The sequence below is a fragment of the Pseudomonas sp. NPDC089534 genome, assembly GCF_044749305.1.
Classification (GTDB): domain Bacteria; phylum Pseudomonadota; class Gammaproteobacteria; order Pseudomonadales; family Pseudomonadaceae; genus Aquipseudomonas; species Aquipseudomonas ekonensis.
Window position 1 is genome coordinate 24815 of the sequence record NZ_JBIVHR010000046.1, and the last position, 23852, is coordinate 48666.

Consider the following 23852-nt stretch of genomic DNA (forward strand, 5'->3'; position numbering starts at 1 on the left):
CTTGTCGAAGCCGTCGGCGGCGATGGCGTTGGCGGTGCCGGTCTTGTCGAAGCCGTCGGCGGCGATGGCGTTGGCGGTGCCGGTCTTGTCGAAGCCGTCAGCGGCGTAGGTGCCGGAGGTGGTGTGTTCGACCGAGGCGCTGGCGCCGGAGATGAAGTCGGCGGATTTGGTCTTGTCCGAACCGTCGGCGGCGAAGGTGTTGGCGGCCAGGAGGGACAGGGTCAGGGCGAGGATCAGTTTGGTGTTCATGGTCGTTTCTCCGGATTCGTTGGCGTTGTGTCTTGCTTGAGTTGAATGCTATGCCAATAAAATTGATTAAAAAGCGCAAAATAACGTTAATAACAATCGATTAACTAGATATTAAGGGCGTCGCGTTCGATTCGCTTCCGTCCTCGGGGCGAGCGGCGCGCAGTCAATCGATCAGGTGAGTGCAGGATGGGGCAGCGGCATTAACCGGTGATTAATCGCTGCTTTTTGCCCGTGTGACAGATTTTTCATGGAACGCCGACCGGTTTTTCACCCCTCGGACGCCAGTCTGCCGGCGGCCAGAAATCGAACAAGCGGCCGTCACACACTGGAGCTCTTGCGTTCATGAATAAACTGCCTCAAATCACCCTGGCGTTCTGGGTGATGAAAATCTGCGCCACGACCCTGGGGGAAACGGCGGGGGATCTGCTGTCGATGACCCTCGACGTCGGTTACGCGATCAGCTCGCTGATCCTGATCAGCGTGTTCGTCCTGACGCTGGTCACGCAACTGATGGCCAAGACCTACAAGCCGTTGCTGTACTGGATCGTGATCCTGTCCACCAGCACCGCCGGCACCACCATGTCCGATTTCATGGACCGCACCCTGGGCCTGGGCTACGCCACGGGCTCGATGATCCTGATCTCGATCCTGCTGGCGATCTTCGCGGCCTGGCGCCTGAGCGGCGACTCGCTCAATGTCAGCAAGGTGCAGACCTTTCGCGGCGAGATGTTCTACTGGATGGCGATCCTGTTCTCCAACACCCTGGGCACCGCATTGGGCGATTACCTGGCCGACGACTCGGGCCTGGGCTTTGCCGGCGGCGCGTTGCTGATCGGCTCGGCGATCGCGTTGGTGGTGCTGCTCAGGTACTTCACGAAGATTTCTTCGGTGGCGCTGTTCTGGGTGGCGTTCGTGCTGACCCGGCCGTTCGGCGCGACGCTGGGCGACCTGATGACCAAATCCCATGAGAAGGGCGGGCTGGACTTCGGCACCATCGGCTCGTCGGCGGTGCTGGCGGGGATCCTGGTGGTGATGATCGCCGGGGCGGCGTTTGCGCAGAAGCGTTACGGCAGCCGGCAGCGGGTGGCCGAGTCCGCTTGATGCCGGGGTGATCCCCATCGCCGTCAGGCTGGCTCCCACAAGGATTGACGGTGAACACGGGGTTGGTGGACACCGCTGACCCCTGTGGGGGCCACCCTGCTGGCAATGGGGCCATTGCAGGCTGGCTCCCACAAGGATTGGCGGTGAACACAGGGTTTGTGGACACCGCTTACCCCTGTGGGAGCCAGCCTGCTGGCGATGGGGCCATTGCAGTCACCCTTGCGGTGACTGCACGGACAGCGGTCAGTCAGTCACGATCCGCGAATGCTTCTGGGTGTCCTTCATGGTGATGTACACCAGCAGCGACACGGCGATGCATGCGGTCACGTACCAGTAGTAGCCGGTCTCCATGCCGATACTCTTGAACCACAGCGCGATGTACTCGGCGGTGCCGCCGAAGATCGACACGGTCAGCGCGTACGGCAGGCCGACGCCCAGGGCGCGGATTTCGGTCGGGAACAGCTCGGCCTTCACCACCGCGTTGATCGAGGTGTAGCCGCTGACGATGATCAGCGCCGCCATGATCAGGAAGAACGCGCCCCACCAGCTCTGGATCGTGTGCAGGGTCATCAGGATCGGCACGGTGAAGATCGTGCCCAGCACGCCGAAGGCGATCAGGATCGGACGCCGGCCGATCTTGTCCGACAGGCCGCCGATGACCGGTTGCAGGCACATGAACAGGAACAGCGTCGCCGCCGAGATGGTGGTGGAGTCGGAGATGCTCATGCCGACGGTGTTCACCAGGTATTTCTGCATGTAGGTGGTGTAGGTGTAGAACGCCAGGGTGCCGCCCATGGTCAGGCCGACCACGGTCAGCAGTTCCTTCGGATGGCGGAGCAAGGTGCGCATGGCGCTTTCCTTGGACTTTTCCTTTTTCACGAACGACTCGGTCTCTTCCATGCCGCGGCGCAGGTACAGCGCCACGATCGCGCAGAGGGCGCCGATGGCGAACGGAATGCGCCAGCCCCACGCGTACAGCTGTTCGGTGGTGAGGAACTGCTGCAGCACGATCAGCACGCCCAGCGCGATGAGCTGGCCGGAGATCAGGGTCACGTACTGGAAGCTGGAGAAGAAGCCGCGACGCTCCTTGGTGGCCATTTCCGAAAGGTAGGTGGCGGAGGTGCCGTACTCGCCGCCGACCGACAGGCCCTGCAGCAGGCGGGCGAACACCAGCAGGATCGGCGCGCCGATGCCGATGGTTTCGTAGTTCGGGCTCAGGGCGATGATCAGCGAGCCGAAGCACATCAGGTAGACCGAGGCCATCAGCGCCGCCTTGCGGCCCTTGCGGTCGGCGTACAGGCCCATCAGCCAGCCGCCGATGGGACGCATCAGGAAGCCCACGGCGAAGATCGCGGCGGTGTTCATCAGTTGCGCGGTAGTGGAGCCGGCAGGGAAGAAGGTCTTGGCGAAGTACAGCGAGAAGGCGGCGTAGACGTACCAGTCGTACCACTCGACCATGTTGCCGACGGAACCGCTGAAGATCGACTTGATCCGGCTGGCGGTGGTTCTTTCCTTGGCCGGCGCGGCAGCCGCCCCGAGCGGCAGGGTGTTGGAGTTATCCATTGAAGGATCCTTCGGTTAATTGTTTTTGTGGAGCGCGTCGAAACGCAGCCTGCCGGGGCTATAGCAGGAGGTGTGCCAAGGGGCGCAGGGCCGGTTTAGAGGGGGTAGGCGCGGTTGTTGAGCGGAAATCCGCTTGTTGTACGGCGGGTGATGAGCGGATTTCCGCCTATCGTGGTTCCCGCATGGGAGGCGCGTGCCCCGTAACCTGTGGGAGCCAGCCTGCTGGCGATGACGCCGGGATGGACACACTCTTGCTTGAGCCCTGCGGCGCCTCCACGGACGCCATCGCCAGCAGGCTGGCTCCTACAGTTTTGCCTGAGCCGCAAATCCTGTAGTCGCCGGGCGTCAGCTGTCCTGCACAAACATCTCCCGGCTCAACCCATGCCGCTGCATCTTTTCGTTGAAGGTGCGCCGCGGCAGCTGCAGTTCTTCGAGCACCGCCTTCACGTCGCCCTTGTGCCGGGTCAGGGCGATGCGCAGGCATTGGGCCTCGAACGCCTCTTGCTGGGCCGCCAGCGATTGCCCCGGGTCGATCCCCGGCACCGGTTCGTCCAGCCCCAGCACCTGACGTTCGGCGACGTTGGCCAGTTCCCGCACGTTGCCCGGCCAGTCGTGGCTGAGCAGATGGCTCAACTGGGCGCCGCCCAGCGGCGGGAATGTCCGCCCGAGCCGTTCGGCGGCCTGGCGGGCGAAGGCGTCGAACAGCAGCGGAATGTCTTCGCGGCGCTCGCGCAGCGGCGGCAGGCGCAGTTCGGCCACGTTCAGCCGATAGGCCAGGTCCTCGCGAAAGCGCCCGGCCCGGGCCTCGTCGAGCAGGTCGGGCTTGGTGGCGGCGACGATGCGCAGGTCCACGCGGATGCTCTGGTTCGAACCCAGCCGCTCCAGCTTCTGCTCCTGGATCACCCGCAGCAGCTTCACCTGCTGGGCCAGGGGCATGCTTTCGATCTCATCGAGGAACAGCGTGCCGCCGTCGGCGTACTCCAGCTTGCCGATGCGCTTGCCGGACGCCCCGGTGAAGGCGCCGCTCTCGTGGCCGAACAGTTCGGCCTCGAACAGTTGCTCCGGGATCGCCGCGCAGTTGAGCGCCACGAACGGTTTGTCCGCGCGCGGACCGAAGTCGTGCAGGCAGCGGGCGACCATTTCCTTGCCGCTGCCGGTTTCGCCGCGGATCAGCACGTTGACCGGCAGCGCGGCCAGGTCCAGCACCTGCCGGCGCAAGGTCTGCATGCCGCGGGAAACGCCAAGCAATGTCGCGTCCAGCCTGGCGCGGTTGTCGGCCTGCTCGTGCAGGGCGCGGTTCTCCAGCACCAGCCGGCGCTTGTCCAGCGCGCGGCGCAGGCTGCCGAGCAGGGTGTCGGGGCTGAACGGCTTTTCCAGGAAATCGTAGGCGCCGTCGCGCATCGCTTCGACGGCCATCGGCACATCGCCGTGGCCGGTCAGCAGGATCACCGGCAGGTCGGCGTCCCGGCGCTGCACTTCGGCCAGCAGTTCCAGGCCGCTTTGGCCAGGCATGCGCACGTCGCTGAGGATCACTCCGGCAAAGTGCCGGGGCAGCGCCGCCAGGCAGTCCTCGGCGCGGCTGAACAGCTGCACCTCGAAGCCGGACAGGCTCAGCCACTGCTCGACGGCGCTGCGGATGCTGCTTTCGTCATCGACCACCATCACCGAGTTGAGCATCAGATGTGCGCCTCCAGATCGATCGGCAAGGTCAGGGTGAACACCGCGCCGCCTTCGCCGTTCTCGGCGCTCAGGCGCCCGCCGGACTCATGGGCGATGGCGAACGACACCGCCAGCCCCAGGCCCAGGCCGTCGCCCACAGGCTTGGTGGTGAAGAACGGGTCGAACACCTGGCCCAGGTGTTCTTCGGCGATGCCGCCGCCGCTGTCGCTGACGCTCAGGTGCCACAGCTGCTGATCGGCCTCCAGGCGGATCAGCAGGCGCTTGCACGGTTTGCCGTGCATGGCGTCGAGGGCGTTGCGCAGCAGGTTGATCAGCACCTGCTCCAGGCGGATCGCATCGCCGCGCACCCACGCCGGGCGGGTCAGGTGCAGCACCAGGCTGACTTGCTCGTCGCGCAGGCGGGTGTCGAGCAGTTGCAGGGCCTGGTCGACCACGGTCGCCAGGTCCAGCCGTTCGCGCAGGCCGCTGGGGCTCTTGCGGGCGAAGGTCTTCAGGTGGCCGGTGAGGGCGGCCATGCGGGTGAGCATGTCGTCCACCGGTTTGAGCGCCTTGTAGGCCTCATCGACGCGGCCATGATCGAGCAGCAGGCGAAGCGTGGCCAGTTGCATGCGCTGGGCGGTCAGCGGCTGGTTGATCTCGTGGGCCAGCGCGGCGGACATCTGCCCCAAAGCCGCCAGTTTGGCCGACTGCACCAGGCCGTCCTGGGCGGTGCGCAGCTCGCGGGTGCGTTCCTCCACCAGTTGCTTGAGCTCGGCGCGGCTGCGCTGGCGCATCTTGCCCAGGCGCCAGCGCTGGTTGAGGAACAGCAGCAGGAACACCAGCGCCAGCCACACGCCGGCGGCGGCGAGCCCGGCGTTGCGCAGGTCCTCGAACGCCACCTGCGGGCGGCGCAGCAGGTGCAGCGTCCAGCCTTCGGCGGTCAGCGGCAGGGATTCCCACAGGTAGTCCGCCGTGCCCTGGGGGCCTTCGACCCGGCGCAGGTCGCTGGTGTCGTCGAACCGGCGCAGCGACAGGTGCGTGAGCGGCACCAGCGCCTGTTTGTCGTATTGGCGCGTGGCCTTGATGTCGGCCAGGTCGCCGGCGTCCAGCGGCCGCAGCGCGCGGTAGCGCCAGCCCGGCTGGTTGGCGATGAAGATGATGCCCCGCGCATCGCTGACCAGCAGGGTGTCGCTGCCTTGGCTCCATTCGCGTTCAAGCTCGGGGAATTCGAGCTTGACCACCATCGCCCCGAGGAATTCGTCCTGTTCGCCGAGCACGGCGCTGGAGAGGAAATAGCCGGGGATCCCGCTGGTCACGCCCACGGCATAGAAGCGCCCGCTGCCCTGGGTGCGGGTCTGGCTGAAGTAGGGGCGGAACCCGTAGTTGTGGCCGACGTAGCTGCTGGGCAGGCGCCAGTTGCTGGCGGCCACGGCCAGGCCGGTGCGGTCGAGCAGTTCGAGGGTCGAGGACTGCGCCGCGCCGTTGATCTTCTCCAGCTTCAGGTTGAGCGCCGCCTGCTGCTCGGCGCCCACCGGGCCGCCCAGGGCTGCGCGCAGCTGCGGGTCGAGCGCGAGCACGGCGGGCAGGGCGCGGTAGCGGTCGATCAGGGTGTGCAGGGAATTGGCGTACAGCGCCAGTTGCTGGCTGGCGCGGGCCGCGTCCTCCTCCAGGGCCTGGCGTTCGGCGTGGCGGATGGCCAGGGTCGCGGCCAGGACGGCGCCGGCGATGATCAGCAGGGTGTACAGCGACAGACGCAGGGTACGGGAAGTCGGCAGCATGCTGGGGCGAACGGATGGGGGACGGGCGGGCACGATAGCACGGGGCTGCGCATCGTTCCCGTTTCACGCGTTACCCGATCAGACGGCGCTGAACCGGTGCGAGTGCGAGCGCAGCATGGTTTGGGTGTACTTCAGTTCCTCTACGACTTGACGGGTCGCAAGCCGCAGGCTTTCCTTGGTGTCGCCGGCGTTGTCGCCGAAGTAGCTGAAGGTATGGATGGCATTGACGTCAGCGTTGTCGAAGAGGTTCTCGACACTGAGCATGTTGAGGTCGATGGCTTCGATCAGCGAAGTGAGGTGGGCATCGCCTTTAGCGGTCTTTTCGGGCGACAGCGCGCCGACGGCCCCTATGGCTTCATGGACGATTTCGACGGCGCCCAACAGCGTGCCGGCCACGGCGCTCACTTCGCTGGCGGCACCGGGCACGACTTGCTTGGCGCCCAGGCCGATGGCCAGGCCCGTGCCTTCCTTTGCGGCCTTCAGCGCCCCTTTTTGAGTGTCGGGAAGCATCTTCGAGTATTTTTGCCGGGCGTAGTCGAAAGGCGCCATGGTCTTGTATTCCGCCTTCTGGATGATCTTCTCCGGCGAGAGCCGGCTGGCCTTGAACTTGATCGAGGCACTGGCGCCGGTGCGCTCGGCCGCATAGTCCCAGAGCAGGGTGATCGCTTTTTTCGCCGCGAACCCCATCGCGACGCCCACCACATTGCCGGCTCCCGGCGCTACGGCACCGAGGGCCTGGCTCCCCACGCCCACGGCGAGTCCGCCGGCGTAGGCAACGGCTTGTCCGGCCAGGTGGGTTGCGCCGCGCCGGGCGACAGAGGCTGCAAAGCCGGTCGGTGTGCGGTGGCTGAGAATCTGCTGTTGGGCATCAAGGCCACGGCGCAGGGACAAGGCAAGGATTTGCATGTGCCGTTCGATGCCTTCGGACAGGGCTTTCTTCGCCTTGAGCGGAGCCAGACGCAGTTCCCGGCGTGCATCGCTTTCCCTTTCCAGCCTGTGGAGCCACGCCAAGGCTGGCTCCTTGATTTCACCCCCGACATCGATGAAGTTGACCGGGTCGTTTCCGACAAAGGCATAGAGGTTCAACCCATCCACATCCCCCGCCGGATCGGCGCTGACCCATCGCTGCAGCCAGGGTGCGTAGTAGCGGGCGCCGTAGTGGTACAGGCCGCTGGCGTCCATCTCCTGCCCCGAATAGCGCACGGTCTTGTGGCTGGCCTCCAGCAGTGAGCGGGCGCCCCACCACGCGGTGCCGCCGAAGGCATAGTAGTGCTCCAGAGAGATGACGCCGGCCCGGCGGTCGAGCTCCAGCGAACAGGAACCCAGATGATCGTCGAGGCTGTAGCGCAGCTGGTCGGCTTCGATGTCGGCCGGCTTGCCGCTGAGCCAGTGCAGGCAGCGGGCGCCCGGCAACTCGATGACGTGCAGCCGCTGGCCGTCGCTGCGGGTATGGATCTGCAGGCCGGGCAGGTAGTGCACTTCGCGCCGGTGAGTCACCGACGGGGTGTGGCTGAGCCAGCGTTTGTGAACGCGCACGCCCTGGCTGTAGCGATAGGATTCCTCGTCGTCGGGCAGGCCGTTGCTGTGTCGCACCAAGGTCACCCGCGCCAGTTGATCGCGGCTGTTCCATTCCAGCGGCAAGGTGCCGGGCTGCAGCTTCAACTGGTTGCCGTGGGCGTCGAAGTGTTCGGTGAACACCGGATCGGGGTCGCCCGCTTTCTGGCGCACACCGCGATTGCTGTGGGCATCGATGACGGTTTGCCAAGTGAAGTTGTGGCCTTCGCGCACATGCAGCAGTTCGACCAGATTGTTGCCGGTGTCGTAGCGGTAGTGCTCGGTGTAGCTGAAGCGCCGGCCGGGGTCGATGGGCTGGACCGGCTGCGGCAGGCCCGGTGATTGCTGAGGTATTTCGCCCTCGAAACCACGGGTCTCGATCAGCCGATACAGCGAGTCGTAGACAAAATGGCGATGCGGCTCCACGCGCTGGTTGGCGAAGTAGACCGTGGCTAAGGTGTGGTCTTCGATGCGCAGGACATTGCCCATCGGATCGTGGAAGTAATGCAGATCCTGCAAGGGTCTTTCCTGGCCCTTTCGGGCCAGCTGCCGAATCAGGCGATTGTTGGTCGGGTCGTAGGACCAGGTGCTCAGCACGCCGTTGCCGGCCAGTCGTTCGGTGGGTTGGCCGGCGGCGTCGTAGGACGTGCGAAGCAGGACCGGTTCTGCCTCGCCGGCCCCGGCCAGCTGCAGCAAGCCCTGCGCGAGTTGCCCGGCGAGGTCGTAGCGGGATTCCTGCCGGTGACCGCCGGCGTCGGTATGGCCCAACATGTTGCCCAACGGGCCGAAGCGGCGGGAGGTGGTGTAGGTCTCGGGTTCGCCGGCGAAGGTGCGGGTTTCGCTCAGTGCCTGGCCGTGCAGGCCGTAGTGGTGGAAAGCGACCGTGCCGGCGGGGTCGAACTGTCCGGTCAGCCGGCCGCGAAGGTTGCCTTCGGCATCCGCTCCGCCGTCGGCGTAGGTGAACTGCTCAACCCCCTCCTGGCGGTTCTCGTCGACGGAAATCACCCGCAGCAAACGGTCGTGGCGGTAACGCCAATGGGTGCCGCGAAGATCCCAGCGTTGCAGCGTTTCATTGGTCGGCCCCGGCAGACTGAGACGGCGGCCGGCGTCGACGCTTTCGACCCGAACCGGTTCGCCGCCCAGTGTGTAGGCGGTGACGAGATTGGGGCGGGAGCCGACGTCGAACCAGCGAGGATCCGATTGCCCGGTCAGGCGACCGAGCGCATCGTGGGACTGGCGGGTGACGAGCGCCTGCGCAACCCCGTCGGCAACCGTGCGCCAGTAAGCCACCTGACGCACGGCGAGTCCCCGGCTGTCCTGCACCGTGAGTGAAGGCGTTCGCCGGTGGACGGAGCTAGGCAAGGTTTGTCCACCATTTGTAAAGCTGGGTCCTTGCCAATGCGCCGTCGGCGGGCGGGTGCCGTTGCCGGGCCAGGAATCGAGCGTCCGTGGTGTTCATGTCCTTGTAGGCCGCGATGCCTCTTTGCGCATGGGCGATATCGTTCAGGACGGCGTTTGTCTGGGTGAGCAGGTCTGCCCGGTTGATGGGCCTGCCGAGCACTCCGGTGGATATCGCATCGACGCCCAAGGCGTCAAAAGCCGCTTCGGCCTTGGACGACCGCGTTTCGATGGACTCCTTCCAGTCGGTGAGCATTATCTCGATCTTTTGGATCTTCATCGGCGTGAGCACGTTCTTGATGTCCTCCGCCTCGATCGCCCGGGCAAACATATTGATGGTGCCGGGGATGATGGAGATCCATGTGGCCATGACCCTGTTCATGATGAATTCGGGGTTGAGCACGGCGTTCAGCCCTGGGTGGATCAGGTTGTCCTTGGCGTCCTGCCAGTTGTTGATCGGCGCTCTGGCGCCGGTGATGCCCAATTGCTCATCGATGGCCTTGACCGACATCGTCGAAGTCTGCGGAATGAGCGGGCCGAGCGTGACGCCGAGCTTGTCCGCAATTTTGTTGGTGACAGGGTCAATCATCGCGCCCGCGACATCGCCGCCGATGTTGCCCCCGATCAGGCCGCCGGCGTTGAAGTACGGAACGTCGGCGGGAATGCCGGGTGTCGCGGCGCCGATGAGACCGGCCCCCAACACGCCCGCTTCGTAGCCGAAGATGCCCTTGACGGTCTCCACCGCCAGATTGGCCATCAGGTTTCGCGTGATGTGTTTCTCGTTGATGATGTCGTGCAACTGAATCAGCAGATGCGAAGCGTGCCCGCCCACCATGGAAGCGAATGCCGAATACTGCAGGATGTCGGTTCTTTCCTTCGACTCGCCCGCAAGATCCACGTGGTGCATCGGGCCGTTGCCCACAAACGCGAACAGGTTCAACCCGTCCACGTCCCCGCCCGGATCGGCGCTGACCCAACGCTGCAGCCAAGGCGCGTACTGGCGGGCGCCGTAGTCGTACAGCCCGCTCACGTCCATTTCCTTGCCCGAATAGCGGATCGTCCTGTAGCCGACCTCAAGGCTTGAGCGGGCGGTCATCCAGGCGGTGGCGCCGAACGGGTAATAGCCTTCGTGGCTGATCAGTTGCGCACGGGCGTCCAGTTCCATCACGCACGAGCCCAAGTGGTCGCTCAAGGTGTAGCGCAACTGGTCGGCGTCGATGCCGGGTGGTTGGCCGCTTTCCCAGTGCAGGCAGCGCACGCTGCCCAGGCCTGCGGCGAGGGTGATGACGTGGAGCGTTTCGCCGTTGTCCTTTGTGCGGATCTCCAGTCCCGGCAGGTAGCGCACCTCATGGAAGTGGCTGTTGGCGGCGTTATGGAAGTCGTGGCGCTTGAAGACCCGCACGCCCTGGCTGTAGCGGTAGCGTTCCTCGTCGTCGGGGCCGGACGGACGCTGCACCAAGGTGACCGTGTCCAGGCGGTCGCGGGCGTTCCACCGCAGCGGCTGGCCGGGCTGCAGCGCCAGCAGGTTGCCGTGGCGGTCGAACAGGGTGCCGATGGCGGGCTCCGGCTCGCCTTCGGCCCAGCGCACGCCGCGGTTGCTGGCGGGATCGATGAACATCCGGCGGGTGTGGTTGGCGCCGTCGCGCACGTGGCGCAGCTGGATCAGGTTGTGGCCTTGGTCGTAGGCGTAGGTCTGCACGTAAGGGCGCCGGTCGGCGGGATCGGTCGGATGAGGCCGTCCAGGGATGTCCGACGGGGGCGCGTCGTCGTGGCCGCTGGCGGTGTGCAGGCGGTACAGCGAGTCATGGCTGAAGTCGCGGTGGCCGTCGACCCGTCGGTTGGCGAAGTGGCTGGGCGTGAAGGCGTGGTCGAGGATCCGGGTGAGGTTGCCCACCGGATCGTATTCGTATCCGAAGTCCTGAAGCGTTGCCTGCCCGGCATCCTGCGCCTGTTGCCGCAGCAGGCGTCCGTCCGCCGGGTCATAGCTCCAGCGGTTGAGGGTGCCGTTGCCGGCCTGCTGTTCGACGATCTGCCCGGCGGCGTTGTACCGCGCATCGGTCAGCACCGTTTGCCAGGTGGCCTGGCCGTTGAGTCGCAGGCGCATCCGCCGCAGTTGGCCGGCGAGGTCGACGTCCGTCTGTTGCCGGTGCCCGCCGGCGTCGGTCTGTTCCAGCCGTGTGCCCAGCGGGCCGTAGCGCCAGCGGGTAACGAAGGCCTCGCCGTCGCCGAAGGTGCGCGATTCGTGCAGGGGCTGGCCGGACAGGCCGAAGCTTGGCCAGCGAACGGTGCCGGCCTGGTCGTGGAGTTCGACGGTCCGGCCGCGCAGGTTGTGGCCCGCATCCGCCGAAGCGTCGGCATGGACGAAGGTCTCGATGTCGGCACCTTGGGTCTCTTCATCCCGGACCAGACGCAACAGCGGGTCATAGGTGCTGCGCCAGTGAAAGCCACGCGCATCCCAGCGCCGCACAACCTGCCCGGCGGATCCCGGCAGGCTCAGGCGCCATCCGGCATCGACGCTGTCGGTCTTCAGGGCGGTGCCGTCCAGTCCGTACACGTTGACGAGGTTGGGGGCCGCCAGGCGCGGATCCCTTTGCGCGATCACCCGTCCTGCATCGTCGTACCCGAGGCGTGTCACCAGGCCGAGCGCCGTGTCTTCGGCCTGCGTGCGCAGATAGGCCACTTGGCGGACCGCCAGGCCACGGCCGTCGGTCACCGTGACGGCGGGCGTGCGCCGATGGACGTTCATGGCTGCGGCTCCGGTTCGTCGGTGTCGTTGAAGTCCTCGCTGATGTGGTACCAGGGGTGGTAGGCCTCGCGGGAAAAATGGCCCTTGGCGTTGAGCAGCCGGACCGGGCGCCCGAGCACGTCATAGAACAGCTGATCGAAATAGCCGTGCTCGCGCAGCGACGCATCGTTGACGTAGCGGTGGGTGTCGGCGAAGAACGGCCGGAACTGCCGCACGGCCAGTCCCTTGTTGTTGTATTCGACCCGTTCGCTGATGCGCCAGCGCGGGTCGGCGGGCACTTCGACCGGTTGGCCGTCCTCGATGATCAGCGAGCCGTCGGCGTCCACCGCGTACGCGGATCCTGGCTCCACAAGCTGTTGGGTCTGCAAGGGGCGGCCGAAGCCGTCGACGCAGGTCTTGATGATCTGGATCTGCGCCGGCACCGGGTCATCGGGGTAGCGGTCGGCGCGGAGCATGACGCTGTGCACCGGTTCACGAGCGATGCGGGCGACTTCATCGCTCAAGGCCCGCTCCGCCGGCGTCAGCGAGTCGGCCTGCGCCAGTCGCCGGCGGGCGCTGGCGCGCAGGTGGCCGCTGGGCAGGATCAGGCCGGCGGCGATCCATCGGGCGAAGCGTTCGGCGTCGGAGCGTGCGGCCGGCGGCAATTGGCCCATCCAGCTGAACAGATCCTTGCGCCAGGTGCCGGCGGCCTGCTGCACGGCGCCCGCCGGGTCGTCGATGGCGGGATCGGGGCGGTGATCCACCGGCCGCACGTATTCGCTCAAGGGACGAAAGCCCGCAGGCAGACCGTCTTCCGTACCGTGGAAACTGCTGGCCAACGGTTGCCCGGACGGTTCGTAGACCGCCTCCTGCTCGTTGTCGTTGGCATCGATGATGCGCACCGGCAGCAGGGCGTGATAGTCGTAATGGGCCCGGGTGGTGCAGCCGTCGGGCAGCACCACGTCGGCGGTCGCCAGGTGGTAGGGGTCGTAGGCGGCCCGGGTGATGCCGTGGCTCGGGGTCTCGTTGTACGCCAGCACCCTGTGGAAGCCGTCGTCGTCGGCATAGGCCGCGAAGCCGTAGCGGGCCGACCACAGGTTTTCCTGCGCACCGGCGGGCGGCGCGGCCTCGAACAGCAACGGCATCGGGGCGTAGCCGACGGCGGCCAGTTCGGCGCGGATGTCGAACGGCGGCGGCACGTCGGCATAGGCGTCCAGGGCGGTCTTGTCCATCTGCGCCCGTTCATGGGGGCCGGCCAGGGCCTCGAATTCCGCCTGGCCGTCGGGCAACGGCGTCTGGTCAAGGGTCTTGAGGTAGCGTTGCACGATCTGGCGGGTCAGCACGCGCCGGGCGTTCCATTCGGGCGAGTCCTGATGCAGAAGGAGCTGTTCGAGCGACACTTGCTGCGGCGTCAGTCCGTCGGGCAGTTCGCCCTTGGGCAGCACCAGTGCATCGCCGCGCTCCTGAAAGGGCAGGCCCAGGCGCCAGTGCTGCGGGTCGCCATCCAGATTGATCGGGCGCGCGCGGGTCTCGCTGACATAGAACGATTGCTGGGCCGGGTCATGGGCATCGCGCCACCACTGCTGCTCGTCGGGATCGGTGAACGGCGGCGGGTCGGACTCGGTGCGGCGCCGGGCGTAATGCACGGTCAGCGCCTGGAGCGGCACGCCGTAGGCGTTGTGGCGCAGGGTCAGTTCATGGCGGCTGAGCGGGTCGTCGATCACCTGTTCGTAGGCGTGTTCCAGCCGTTCCAGCGCCAGCGGCAGCAGCACCGCAAAGGTGTCGTGCGGACCTTTGGCGCGCACCTCGCGCACCCGGTAACGGTGTTCGGTCACGGCGAAGGGCCGGGCCGTGGCCGGGTCGTCCGCCTCGGCGTAGGTCTCGCTGCGGGCCGGCGAGCCGGCCAGCGCCCGGGCGATGGCGTACTCGGTGTCGGCGTCGGGTGGCGTGACGGGTTCGTCGACCCCGTCGCCGGGGTGGAAACGGCTGAACACGGTCTTGCCCAGGGGCACGGCTTTGGGGTCGCGGGCGAAATAGCCCTCGCGCGGACGGTCGACGGACTGCCCGGTATGGAACCAGGTGTGCAGGCGCACCGGTGCGGTGAAGCCCGGGTCGTCGTCACCGCCGGCCGATTCGCTGTCGCTCTGGCGCAGGTGGCCGAACCCGCGGAACTCGCGCTCCCGGCCATCGTAGAAGCCTTCGCGGTAGGTGAAGGACTGGGTCAGGCGGTTGCCGGTGACTTCGTCCAGTTGCTGTTGGCGGCTGACCACCTGGACGGGGAAGGGCAAGAGGCACGCCGGCGCACCGTCCGGTCTGGCCTGGAGAAGTTCGCGCTTTTCGTCCAGCCATTCCTGGGCGCTGCTGCGGTAGGTCACGCTGGCGCTGCAGCCCATATTGTTGTTGCTGTTGGTCAGCAGGTACGGCTTGGCCGACACGAAGTCGTACCGCCAGTGCCGGGGCCGCATGTGCGGCACGGTCAGGATCAGGCTGGCGCAGCCCAGGCCCTGCAGGTCGGCCAGCGTCACCTGGCACGGCGCGTCGTAACGCACGCCTTCGGGCCAGGGCACCGAGACGGGCGTCTGTTCCAGCCCGCGGCCGCCGCGGTTCAGGTAGAGCTCGAAGCCGTCGGACTTCAAATAGATCAGCGCCGGTGCGCCGGAGCCGTCGAGGTCGGCGATGCGGATGCGCGCAACGTCGAACGTTTCGTAGGTGAAGGGCAGCGCGCTGATCACCCGGCCCTTGCCGAACCGGCCGTGGCCGAGGTTGGGCCAGCACTTGATCTCGTTGTGGCGGATGCGGCACAGCTCGGGCATGTCGCTGCCCAGCAGATTGCCCAGCAGCACCAGTTCGCCCGGCGAGGGGCCGAACAGCGGCAAGCGGTCGTCGTCCGGCAGGTGGGCGACGTCCTCGCCGGGGGCGAAGCCGGCCTCCCGCCGGTTGGCGTACAGGCGCACCGAGCGGGGGCCGATCATGGCCATGGAGGCCAGGCCGTCCCCGGACAGGTCGCCCAGTTGCGCCAGTGTGTGGAAAAACTCCGTCGGGAAGGCGTTGAACGGGAGGAAGGGCGCGAACGTGCGGTCGGCGTTCAGCGTACGCAAGCCGCTCATGCCGGGCAGGGCGGTGATCCAGTCCAGCCGCCCGTCACCGGTCAGGTCGGTGAGCACCTGCCGCGCGGTGCCCTTTTCGTTGGCGGCGGGCGTGGTGTCCAGCAACGTCCAGGGGCCGTAGCCGATGGCCTGCGGATCTGTGCCGTCGCGCAGCGGTTCGCGGTAGTGCCAGGCCTGATCGTGGCGACAAAGGAATCCCGGCACGCCTTCTCCGTACAGATCCACGCACTGAAAGGACTGGCCGTCCTCGATGGCGGGCTGGGTCTCCTGCATCAGCAGCGGCCGGGGCGTCTTGTCGAGGGTGAACGGCGAGTGAGCGAACTCCACGGGCGGCGTGTGCTCGACCGCGCCGCTCGCGTCCCAGGCCTGGTAGTGCGCGGCGGTGATCTGGCTGTAGGTCCAGGCCGCCGTCTCCGGGGCGTACTCCAGCAGCAGGCGCCGGACCAGCACAGGTGCGTCACCGGTTTCCCGGGGGAAGTGGTGGAACATCAGCACCTGCCGGCAGAGCCTGCGGGTGCCCAGCTCAAACCCTTGGCCGAAAGTCGAGAACGGATCCTGGCGCACCGGCCAGGGCTTCAGCGTCGGGCCGTCGTAGGGCGGCCTGTGCGTCAGGTCCAGGGTGCGCTCGCCGTAGTCGAAGAGCAGATGAAAGTGCCACGGGAGCGTGGCAGGATCGTCCGTGAGCCAGGCATACAGGCCTTTGCTGGCGCTGGCGTTGCCGTAGAGCACCCGGTCCAGGTAGCGCTGGGCGCGATAGTCGTGCAGGGGGTCGGGCGACTGATCGTCGGCCTTCCAGGTCAGGCAGATGTGTTCGCCCAAGGGGTTCATGCTTTCGCAGAGCAGCCAGGCGCCCACCCGTGACGGGTTGTCCGCATCGGACCGGCGCGAGGCCGGCGTCTTGCCGTACACATTCAGCGAGCCGTCCGCGCCGTGGATCAGCCAGAACGGCGGCTGGCCATCCTCCGGCTGCCAGCGCTCGCGCAGGGCGAAATCGCTTTCGACCCGAGGCCAGTAACGCACGACGCGGTGCGGGCCGATGTCCAGGCCGTTGTAGCGGTTCTCGCTGCGCGAGCGGATCCGGCCCTCGGCATCGAGCTCCGGCATCCACACTTCGCCGTCGTGGCCGACGATCTCGTCGTGGTCGGTGTAGCGCGGCGTGCCCTTGTGGGTGCGCCGGGCGATCTGCAGGCCGCCCAGGCTCCAGCCGATGCCGAACGGGCCGTTGCCGGCCTGGCTGCTGTAGGTCAACGACAGCTGAGGGTCGAAGCCGCGTCCGGCGGACAGCGGCAACGCCAGCTCGAACGAGGCCGCTCCGGTGGGGCCAACGCTCCCCCAACTTTTGCCGATCGTGGCGATCGATGCGCTCTGGGCGATGGAAGGGGTGACGATGCTCAGGTCTTGATCGGCCATGATCCAGCGTTTCCTGGCGGGGAATGAACAGACGCTATCAGGAAAGCGGGTGGCCGTGACCTGTCAGGTCTGACAGGTGGGGGCGGCGGCCGCGAATCCCGGCACACCGCAAGACCCTGTGGGAACTTGCCTGCAAGCGATGAGGCCGGCATTGCCGGCATCTTTGGTGCCTGACTCGCCGCCATCGCCAGCAGGCTGGCTCCCACAGGTGATCCCGGCTGTCCGCAGGATTGCTGTACACCGCAAAACCTGTGGGAGCTGGCTTGCCAGCGATGAGGCCGGCACTGCTGGCATCTTTGGTGCCTGACCCGGCGCCATCGCGGGCAAGCCCGCTCCCACAGGTATCTCAGGTGTTTGCAGAATCTAGGTACACCGCAAAACCTGTGGGAGCTGGCTTGCCAGCGATGAGGCCGGCATTGCCGGCATCTTTGGTGCCTGACCCGCCGCCATCGCGGGCAAGCCCGCTCCCACAGGTATCCCAGGTGTTTGCAGAATCTAGGTACACCACAAAACCTGTGGGAGCTGGCTTGCCAGCGATGAGGCCGGCACTGCCGGCATCTTTGGTGCCTGACCCGCCGCCATCGCGGGCAAGCCCGCTCCCACAGGTATCCCAGGTGTTTGCAGAATCTAGGTACACCACAAAACCTGTGGGAGCTGGCTTGCCAGCGATGAGGCCGGCACTGCCGGCATCTTTGGTGCCTGACCCGCCGCCATCGCGGGCAAGCCCGCTCCCACAGGTATCCCAGGTGTTTGCAGAATCTAGGTACACCACAAAACCTGTGGGAGCTGGCTTGCCAGCGATGAGGCCGGCACTGCTGGCATCTTTGGTGCCTGACCCGCCGCCATCGCCGGCAGGCTGGCTCCCACAGGTGATCCCGGCTGTCCGCAGGATTGCTGTACACCGCAAAACCCTGTGGGAGCTTGCCTGCAAGCGATGAGGCCGGCATTGCCGGCATCTTTGGTGCCTGACCCGCCGCCATCGCCAGCAGGCTGGCTCCCACATTTTTAGCGGCACAAAAAAGGCCGGCCCGTCATGCGACGGGCCGGCCTTTTTATGCAGCGGCGATGCGCTTACTGCACTTCCACCGCCAGGCTTTCGCTGATCTTCTGCTGCCAGATCGCGGGACCGGTGATGTGCACCGACTCACCCTTGCTGTCCACCGCGACGGTGACCGGCATGTCCTTGACCTCGAACTCGTAGATCGCTTCCATGCCCAGCTCGGCGAACGCCAGCACCTTGGACTTCTTGATCGCCTGGGCCACCAGGTAGGCGGCGCCGCCGACGGCCATCAGGTACACGGCCTTGCTGTCCTTGATCGCGTCGATGGCGGTCGGGCCGCGTTCGGACTTGCCGATCATGCCCAAAAGACCGGTCTGCTCAAGGATCTGACGGGTGAACTTGTCCATCCGCGTGGCGGTGGTCGGACCTGCCGGGCCCACCACTTCGTCGCCGACCGGATCGACCGGGCCTACGTAGTAGATGAAGCGGCCCTTCAGGTCCACCGGCAGGGTCTCGCCCTTGTTCAGCATCTCGACCATGCGCTTGTGCGCCGCGTCGCGGCCGGTGAGCATCTTGCCGTTGAGCAGGACGGTCTCGCCCGGCTTCCAGCTCTGCACCTCTTCCGGGGTCAGGGTGTCGAGGTTGACGCGGCGGGCCGAAGGACCTGCTTCCCAGACGATTTCCGGGTAGGCGTCCAACGGCGGCGCCTCCAGGGCGGCAGGGCCCGAGCCGTCGAGCACGAAGTGCGCGTGGCGGGTGGCGGCGCAGTTCGGGATCATGCACACCGGCAAGGAGGCGGCGTGGGTCGGGTAGTCCATGATCTTCACGTCGAGCACGGTGGTCAGGCCGCCCAGGCCCTGGGCGCCGATGCCCAGCTGGTTGACCTTCTCGAACAGCTCAAGGCGCATCTCTTCGATGCGGTTCTGCGGGCCGCGGGCCTTCAGCTCGTGGATGTCGATGGACTCCATCAACACTTCCTTGGCCATGACCGCAGCCTTCTCGGCGGTGCCGCCGATGCCGATGCCCAGCATGCCCGGCGGGCACCAGCCGGCGCCCATGGTCGGAACGGTCTTGAGCACCCAGTCGACGATCGAGTCGGACGGGTTGAGCATGGCCATCTTCGACTTGTTCTCGGAACCGCCGCCCTTGGCCGCCACGTCCACTTCCACGGTGTTGCCGGGAACGATGGAGTAGTGGATGACCGCCGGGGTGTTGTCCTTGGTGTTCTTGCGGCTGCCGGCCGGGTCGGCCAGGATCGAGGCGCGCAGGACGTTTTCCGGCAGGTTGTAGGCGCGGCGCACGCCTTCGTTGATCATGTCGTCCAGGCTCATGGTCGCGCCGTCCCAACGCACGTCCATGCCCACGCGCACGAACACGGTCACGATGCCGGTGTCCTGGCAGATCGGCCGATGGCCGGTGGCGCACATGCGCGAGTTGATCAGGATCTGCGCCATGGAGTCACGGGCCGCCGGCGACTCTTCGCGCAGGTAGGCTTCGTGCATCGCCTGGATGAAATCCACGGGGTGGTAGTAGGAGATGAATTGCAGGGCGTCGGCAACGCTCTGAATCAGGTCGTCTTGCTTGATCACGGTCATGAGTCGCGCTCCTCTAAAAGTCGGGAACAGTCTATTAGGTGCCTGCGGCTTGGGTGCATCGGTCGGTCGCAGACACCTTTCAAGGCACGCCGGGGCTGCTGGCGCGACGCTAAAAAGGCGCGGCAGTATACCGCGCCTCCCCGGTGCTGACACGCGCCGGCAGTCATTCGTTGGTCGCATGCCGAATGCGGCGAAGGGGCAGGCTCCCTCGCGCGGGGCTGTGGGCGGGGGCATTTCGGGACACGCTTTTGACGCCAATTATCCGGCCCGAAAATCAATGGTCATTTATCGGCTGCGCCACTAAAGTGGCAGCCGGTCTGTAGAGTAGGACACTCGGTCAGCCTTCCATCGCACGGTGAGTCAACGATTGACCCATAACGCCATTCAACGTCTTTTGCTCAAACGCTTCGCCCTCGCCGCAGCCACCTATGGATTGGCATTGCTGCTGCTGTGGCTGGCGTATTTCACCGGTCATTACGATGACGCCCTGACCGGCGTGGCCGTCGGCAGCGCCCTGGTGGTGATCTGCCAGGCGAGCCTGTTCGCCGTGTTCTTCTCCGGCTGCAACCTGCGCTTCGCCGATCCCAGCCTGACCGAGACGCAGGTGATGATCGGCCTCGGCTGGCAGACCTGGCTGATCGCCCACCTGAACCAGGCCCGGGGCGCGTTCCTGGTGTTCTACGTGCTGATCCTGCTGTTCGGCCTGTTCCACCTGTCGCGCCGGGCCTTCATCCGCTGCGCCGCGTTCGTCTTCTTCAGCTTCTGCGCCATCACCCTGTGGGACGGCTATCACTTCCGCCTGGAGGACCCGGCGCTGGCGGCCTTGCAGGCGTGCATCCTGCTGATCGTGCTGGTGTGGCTGGTGATCTACGCCCGGTTCGTCCAGACCTCCCGCCAGCGCATGCGCCAGCGGCGGTTCGCCTTGCAGGCGCACCAGGACACCCTGCGCGGGATGATGCGCCAGCTCGAGGATCTGGTGGCCACCGACGAACTGACGGGCCTGTTCAACCGCCGGCACTTCCTGCGCCTGGCCTCCCGCGAGCTGAACGCGATGGAGGCCGGGGTGGTGCATGGCCTGGCGCTGATCGACCTCGACCACTTCAAGCGCATCAACGACCTGCACGGCCACGCCGCCGGCGATCAGGTGCTGCAGGCGTTCGCCGGCGTGGCCGGGGCCTGCCTGCGCGACGGCGACGTGCTGGCCCGTTACGGCGGCGAAGAGTTCGTGGTGCTGTTGCCCGACTGCAACGCCGAACGCCTGACCGCCTGCTGCGAGCGGCTGCGCATCGCCTTCATGGACGTCGAACTGGTGGGGCTGAGCGTGAAGAGCCTCAGCCTGTCGGCGGGCATGACCTTGCTTGAGCTGGGCGACGATCTGGACGACGCCCTGCAGCGCGCCGACCAGGCGCTGTACCGGGCCAAGCGCGACGGGCGCAACCGCTGCGCGGCGGCCTGGGAGAACGTCGATGCCTGAATTGCGGGTAGGAGAGCGGCAGTGGTCGGTGGCGCCGGGCAGCAACCTGCTCGACGCCCTGAACGGCAACGGCGTGGCGGTGCCCTACAGCTGCCGCGCCGGCAGTTGCCATGCCTGCCTGGTGCAATGCGTGCAGGGCCTGCCCGCCGACAGCCGCCCGGACGCGTTGAGCGCCGAACAGCGCCGCGAGGGCTGGCGCCTGGCCTGCCAGTGCCAGGTGGTGGAGGACTTGCAGGTGCATGCGTTCGATCCGCTGGTGGACGGTCGCCCGGCGGTCGTCGAAGCGCTGGACTGGCTCAGCGACAGCGTCCTGCGCCTGCGCCTGACTCCGCAGCAGCCGCTGCGCTACAGCGCCGGGCAGCATCTGGTGCTGTGGGCCGGTTCTGTCGCGCGACCGTATTCGCTGGCGAGCCTGCCCGAGGAAGACCGGTTCCTGGAGTTCCACCTCGATTGCCGGCAGCCGGGGGCGTTCAGCGACGCGGCGCGCCGCCTGCGGATCGGCGACCCGGTGCGCCTGGGCGAACTGCGCGGCGGCGCGCTGCACTACGACCCGGACTGGCAGGCGCGACCCTTGTGGCTGCTGGCCGCCGGCACCGGCCTGGCGCCGTTGTTCGGCGTGCTGCGCGAGGCGTTGCGCCAGGATCACCAGGGCGCCATCCGTGTCATTCACCTGGCCCATGACGCCGGCCAGCACTATCTGGCCAAACCGTTGCAGGCGCTGGCCGCGCAGCGGGACAACCTGACGGTCGAGCTGTGGACGGCGACCGAGTCGCCCGCCGCTTTGGCGCAACTGCGGCTTGTCTCCCGGCAAACCCTGGCCTTAGTCTGCGGCTCGAGCGCCAGCGTCGATGCGTTTTCCAAGCGTCTGTTCCTGGCCGGGCTGCCGCGTAACCAACTGCTGGCCGACGTCTTCCTCCGTCACTGTTGATCGCTGAAACCCTGTGGCGAGGGAGCTTGCTCCCGCTGGGCTGCGCAGCAGCCCCAAGAAACAGGCGAGCGCTGCGCACTCGAGCGCGAGCAAGCTCGCTCGCCACAAGGATCCTCACCGACCGGGAGTCGCCATGACCGAAGCCATACTGCTGGAACGCGAGCGCGGCCTGCTGACGCTGCGCCTCAACCGCCCCGACAAGAAGAACGCCCTGACCCGGGCCATGTACAGCCGACTGGCCGAGGCGCTGAAGCAGGCGGACGCCGACCCCGACATCAATGCCGTGCTGATCGCCGGCAGCGCCGACTGCTTCACGGCCGGCAACGACATCGCCGACTTCATCCAGCAGCCGCCGAACGACCTCGACAGCCCGGTGTTCCACTTCATGCTCAGCCTGCTGGAGTGCCGCAAGCCGGTGGTCGCTGCCGTGGCCGGGCCGGCGGTGGGCATCGGCACCACGCTGTTGCTGCACTGCGATCTGGTGTACGTCAGCCGCGATGCGAAGCTGCGCATGCCGTTCGTCAACCTCGGCCTGTGCCCCGAGTTCGGTTCCAGCCTGATCCTGCCGCGCCTGCTCGGGCACGCCAAAGCGGCCGAACTCTTACTGCTCGGCGAAGGCTTCACCGGTGAGCAGGCGGCGCAGTGGGGCATTGCCTGCGAGGCGTTGGGCAGCGGCGAAGCGACGTTGGCCAAGGCACGGGAGATGGCCTTGCGGTTTGACGAACTGCCGGCGCAAGCGGTGCGCATCAGCAAGCAGTTGATGAAGGCGCCGGAGCGCGAACGGATCCGCCAGGTGATCGAGGAAGAGGGCGCGCTGTTCACCCAGCGGCTGCGCTCGCCGGAAGCCTTGGCGGCGTTGACCGGGTTCATCAAACGGCATTGAAATGTTGATCAGGGCATCCGTCCTCATCGCCAGCAGGCTGGCTCCCACAGTGGAACGCATTCCCCTGTGGGAGCCAGCCTGCTGGTAATAGGGTCGGTACAGCCAACACACCTTCCGGAACGGAAAACAAAAAGCCCCGGCACTCAGAGGCCAGGGCTTTTGCTTTTCAGCGAGCGGTCACTCAGACCTGCGGATCGCCGACATGCAGGATCTTCATGCCGTTGGTGCCGCCGGTGGTGTGGTAGCTGTCGCCCTTGGTCAGGATGACCCAGTCGCCTTTCTCCACCACGCCGCGCTTGGTCAGCTCGTCGATGGCTTTCTGGCTGACTTCGCTCGGCGGCAGGGAAGCCGGGTCGAACGGGATGGTGTACACGCCACGGAACATCGCCGCGCGGGCCTGGGCTTCGCGGTGCGGGGTGAACGCGTAGATCGGCACCGAGGAACGGATGCGCGACATGATCAGCGGGGTGTAGCCGCTTTCGGTCAGCGCGATGATTGCCTTCACGCCCGGGAAGTGGTTGGCGGTGTACATGGTCGCCAGCGCGATGCTTTCGTCGCAGCGCTCGAACTCCTTGCCGATGCGGTGGCTGGAGGTCTTGCCGGTCGGGTGCTTTTCGGCACCGACGCAGATGCGCGCCATCGCCTGCACGGCTTCCAGCGGGTACTGGCCGGCAGCGGACTCGGCGGACAGCATCACGGCGTCGGTGTAGTCGAGCACGGCGTTGGCCACGTCGGACACTTCGGCGCGGGTCGGCATCGGGTTCTGGATCATCGACTCCATCATCTGGGTCGCGACGATCACGGCCTTGTTGTGGCGGCGTGCGTGCAGAATGATTTTCTTCTGGATGCCCACCAGCTCAGCGTCGCCGATCTCCACGCCCAGGTCGCCACGGGCAACCATCACCGCGTCGGACGCCTTGATCAGGCCGTCGAGGGTTTCGTCGTCGGCCACGGCTTCGGCGCGTTCGATCTTGGCCACCAGCCAGGCGGTGCCGCCGGCCTCGTCGCGCAGTTGACGGGCGTATTCCATGTCGGCGGCGTCACGCGGGAAGGACACCGCGAGGTAGTCGACTTCCATTTCGGCGGCGAGCTTGATGTCGGCCTTGTCCTTATCCGTCAGGGCCGGAGCGGTCAGGCCGCCTCCGCGACGGTTGATGCCTTTGTGGTCGGACAGCGGACCGCCGATGGTCACCACGCAGTGCAGCTCGGTGGCGGTGGCGGTTTCGACGCGCATCACCACGCGGCCGTCGTCGAGCAGCAGCTCGTCGCCCACGCCGCAGTCCTTGACCAGGTCCGGGTAGTCGATGCCGACGACCTGCTGGTTGCCTTCGGTCAGCGGATGGCTGGTGGAGAAGGTGAAGGTGTCTCCGATCTTCAGCTCGATGCGCTTGTTGGCGAATTTGGCGTTCCGGATCTTCGGGCCTTGCA

The 23852-nt window shown here is 66.5% G+C and carries 13 protein-coding genes; 4 read left to right on the forward strand and 9 right to left on the reverse strand.

Annotated elements, in window-relative coordinates; genetic code table 11:
- Window positions 1-249 (reverse strand): hypothetical protein (locus ACIP0B_RS15850; protein ID WP_400833468.1); only part of this gene is annotated, 249 nt, incomplete at its 3' end.
- 342 nt (window positions 250-591) lie between these two features.
- On the opposite strand from ACIP0B_RS15850, the gene ACIP0B_RS15855 reads away from it, so the two are divergent.
- Entirely contained in the window at window positions 592-1350 is a 759-nt protein-coding gene (locus tag ACIP0B_RS15855) for a hypothetical protein (protein WP_400833470.1), read from the forward strand.
- A 243-nt stretch (window positions 1351-1593) separates the two neighbouring features.
- Here ACIP0B_RS15855 and ACIP0B_RS15860 read toward each other — a convergent pair whose 3' ends face one another.
- The 7 genes from ACIP0B_RS15860 to ACIP0B_RS15890 all read right to left on the reverse strand — a co-directional run bounded on the left by ACIP0B_RS15860 (window position 1594) and on the right by ACIP0B_RS15890 (window position 19139).
- Window positions 1594-2913: an MFS transporter gene (locus ACIP0B_RS15860; RefSeq protein ID WP_400833472.1), complete on the reverse strand. Its 1320-nt coding sequence runs from the start codon at window positions 2911-2913 to the stop codon at window positions 1594-1596.
- Between the two features lie 345 nt (window positions 2914-3258).
- Complete coding sequence (locus ACIP0B_RS15865) at window positions 3259-4590, reverse strand: sigma-54-dependent transcriptional regulator (RefSeq protein WP_400833475.1); 1332 nt, start codon at window positions 4588-4590, stop codon at window positions 3259-3261.
- Window positions 4590-6350, reverse strand: a complete 1761-nt coding sequence (locus ACIP0B_RS15870) for an ATP-binding protein (RefSeq protein ID WP_400833477.1) — start codon at window positions 6348-6350, stop codon at window positions 4590-4592. Before ACIP0B_RS15870 ends, ACIP0B_RS15865 begins: the two co-directional genes overlap by 1 nt.
- Window positions 6351-6428: 78 nt before the next feature.
- Entirely contained in the window at window positions 6429-9266 is a 2838-nt protein-coding gene (locus ACIP0B_RS15875; protein WP_400833480.1) for an RHS repeat-associated core domain-containing protein, read from the reverse strand.
- Window positions 9259-12048, reverse strand: coding sequence for an RHS repeat domain-containing protein (locus tag ACIP0B_RS15880; RefSeq protein ID WP_400833482.1), 2790 nt, complete (start codon window positions 12046-12048; stop codon window positions 9259-9261). Before ACIP0B_RS15880 ends, ACIP0B_RS15875 begins: the two co-directional genes overlap by 8 nt.
- On the reverse strand, window positions 12045-16544 hold the full coding sequence (locus ACIP0B_RS15885; RefSeq protein WP_400833484.1) for a SpvB/TcaC N-terminal domain-containing protein: 4500 nt from the start codon (window positions 16542-16544) through the stop codon (window positions 12045-12047). The genes ACIP0B_RS15880 and ACIP0B_RS15885 overlap by 4 nt, the downstream gene beginning before the upstream one ends.
- 1071 nt (window positions 16545-17615) lie before the next feature.
- Window positions 17616-19139, reverse strand: a complete 1524-nt coding sequence (locus ACIP0B_RS15890) for a fumarate hydratase (RefSeq protein ID WP_085580370.1) — start codon at window positions 19137-19139, stop codon at window positions 17616-17618.
- Between the two features lie 367 nt (window positions 19140-19506).
- On the opposite strand from ACIP0B_RS15890, the gene ACIP0B_RS15895 reads away from it, so the two are divergent.
- The 3 genes from ACIP0B_RS15895 (at window position 19507) to ACIP0B_RS15905 (ending at window position 22424) form a co-directional block, all read left to right on the forward strand.
- Window positions 19507-20613 carry a diguanylate cyclase domain-containing protein gene (locus ACIP0B_RS15895; RefSeq protein WP_400833486.1) on the forward strand — a complete coding sequence of 369 codons (1107 nt, stop codon included), beginning with the start codon at window positions 19507-19509 and terminating at the stop codon, window positions 20611-20613.
- Entirely contained in the window at window positions 20606-21541 is a 936-nt protein-coding gene (locus ACIP0B_RS15900; RefSeq protein WP_400833488.1) for an iron-sulfur-binding ferredoxin reductase, read from the forward strand. The genes ACIP0B_RS15895 and ACIP0B_RS15900 overlap by 8 nt, the downstream gene beginning before the upstream one ends.
- 133 nt (window positions 21542-21674) lie before the next feature.
- Window positions 21675-22424: an enoyl-CoA hydratase-related protein gene (locus tag ACIP0B_RS15905; RefSeq protein WP_400833489.1), complete on the forward strand. Its 750-nt coding sequence runs from the start codon at window positions 21675-21677 to the stop codon at window positions 22422-22424.
- A 181-nt stretch (window positions 22425-22605) separates the two neighbouring features.
- Here ACIP0B_RS15905 and pyk read toward each other — a convergent pair.
- Window positions 22606-23852: pyruvate kinase (pyk, locus tag ACIP0B_RS15910; RefSeq protein ID WP_400833492.1), on the reverse strand; the 1247-nt coding region annotated here is incomplete at its 5' end.

Coding starts and splice junctions, on each gene's coding strand:
- ACIP0B_RS15855 (WP_400833470.1), top strand. CDS start 592: ATGAATAAACTGCCTCAAATCACCCTGGCGTTCTGGGTGATGAAAATC.
- ACIP0B_RS15860 (WP_400833472.1), bottom strand. CDS start 2,913: ATGGATAACTCCAACACCCTGCCGCTCGGGGCGGCTGCCGCGCCGGCC.
- ACIP0B_RS15865 (WP_400833475.1), bottom strand. CDS start 4,590: ATGCTCAACTCGGTGATGGTGGTCGATGACGAAAGCAGCATCCGCAGC.
- ACIP0B_RS15870 (WP_400833477.1), bottom strand. CDS start 6,350: ATGCTGCCGACTTCCCGTACCCTGCGTCTGTCGCTGTACACCCTGCTG.
- ACIP0B_RS15880 (WP_400833482.1), bottom strand. CDS start 12,048: ATGAACGTCCATCGGCGCACGCCCGCCGTCACGGTGACCGACGGCCGT.
- ACIP0B_RS15885 (WP_400833484.1), bottom strand. CDS start 16,544: ATGGCCGATCAAGACCTGAGCATCGTCACCCCTTCCATCGCCCAGAGC.
- ACIP0B_RS15890 (WP_085580370.1), bottom strand. CDS start 19,139: ATGACCGTGATCAAGCAAGACGACCTGATTCAGAGCGTTGCCGACGCC.
- ACIP0B_RS15900 (WP_400833488.1), top strand. CDS start 20,606: ATGCCTGAATTGCGGGTAGGAGAGCGGCAGTGGTCGGTGGCGCCGGGC.
- ACIP0B_RS15905 (WP_400833489.1), top strand. CDS start 21,675: ATGACCGAAGCCATACTGCTGGAACGCGAGCGCGGCCTGCTGACGCTG.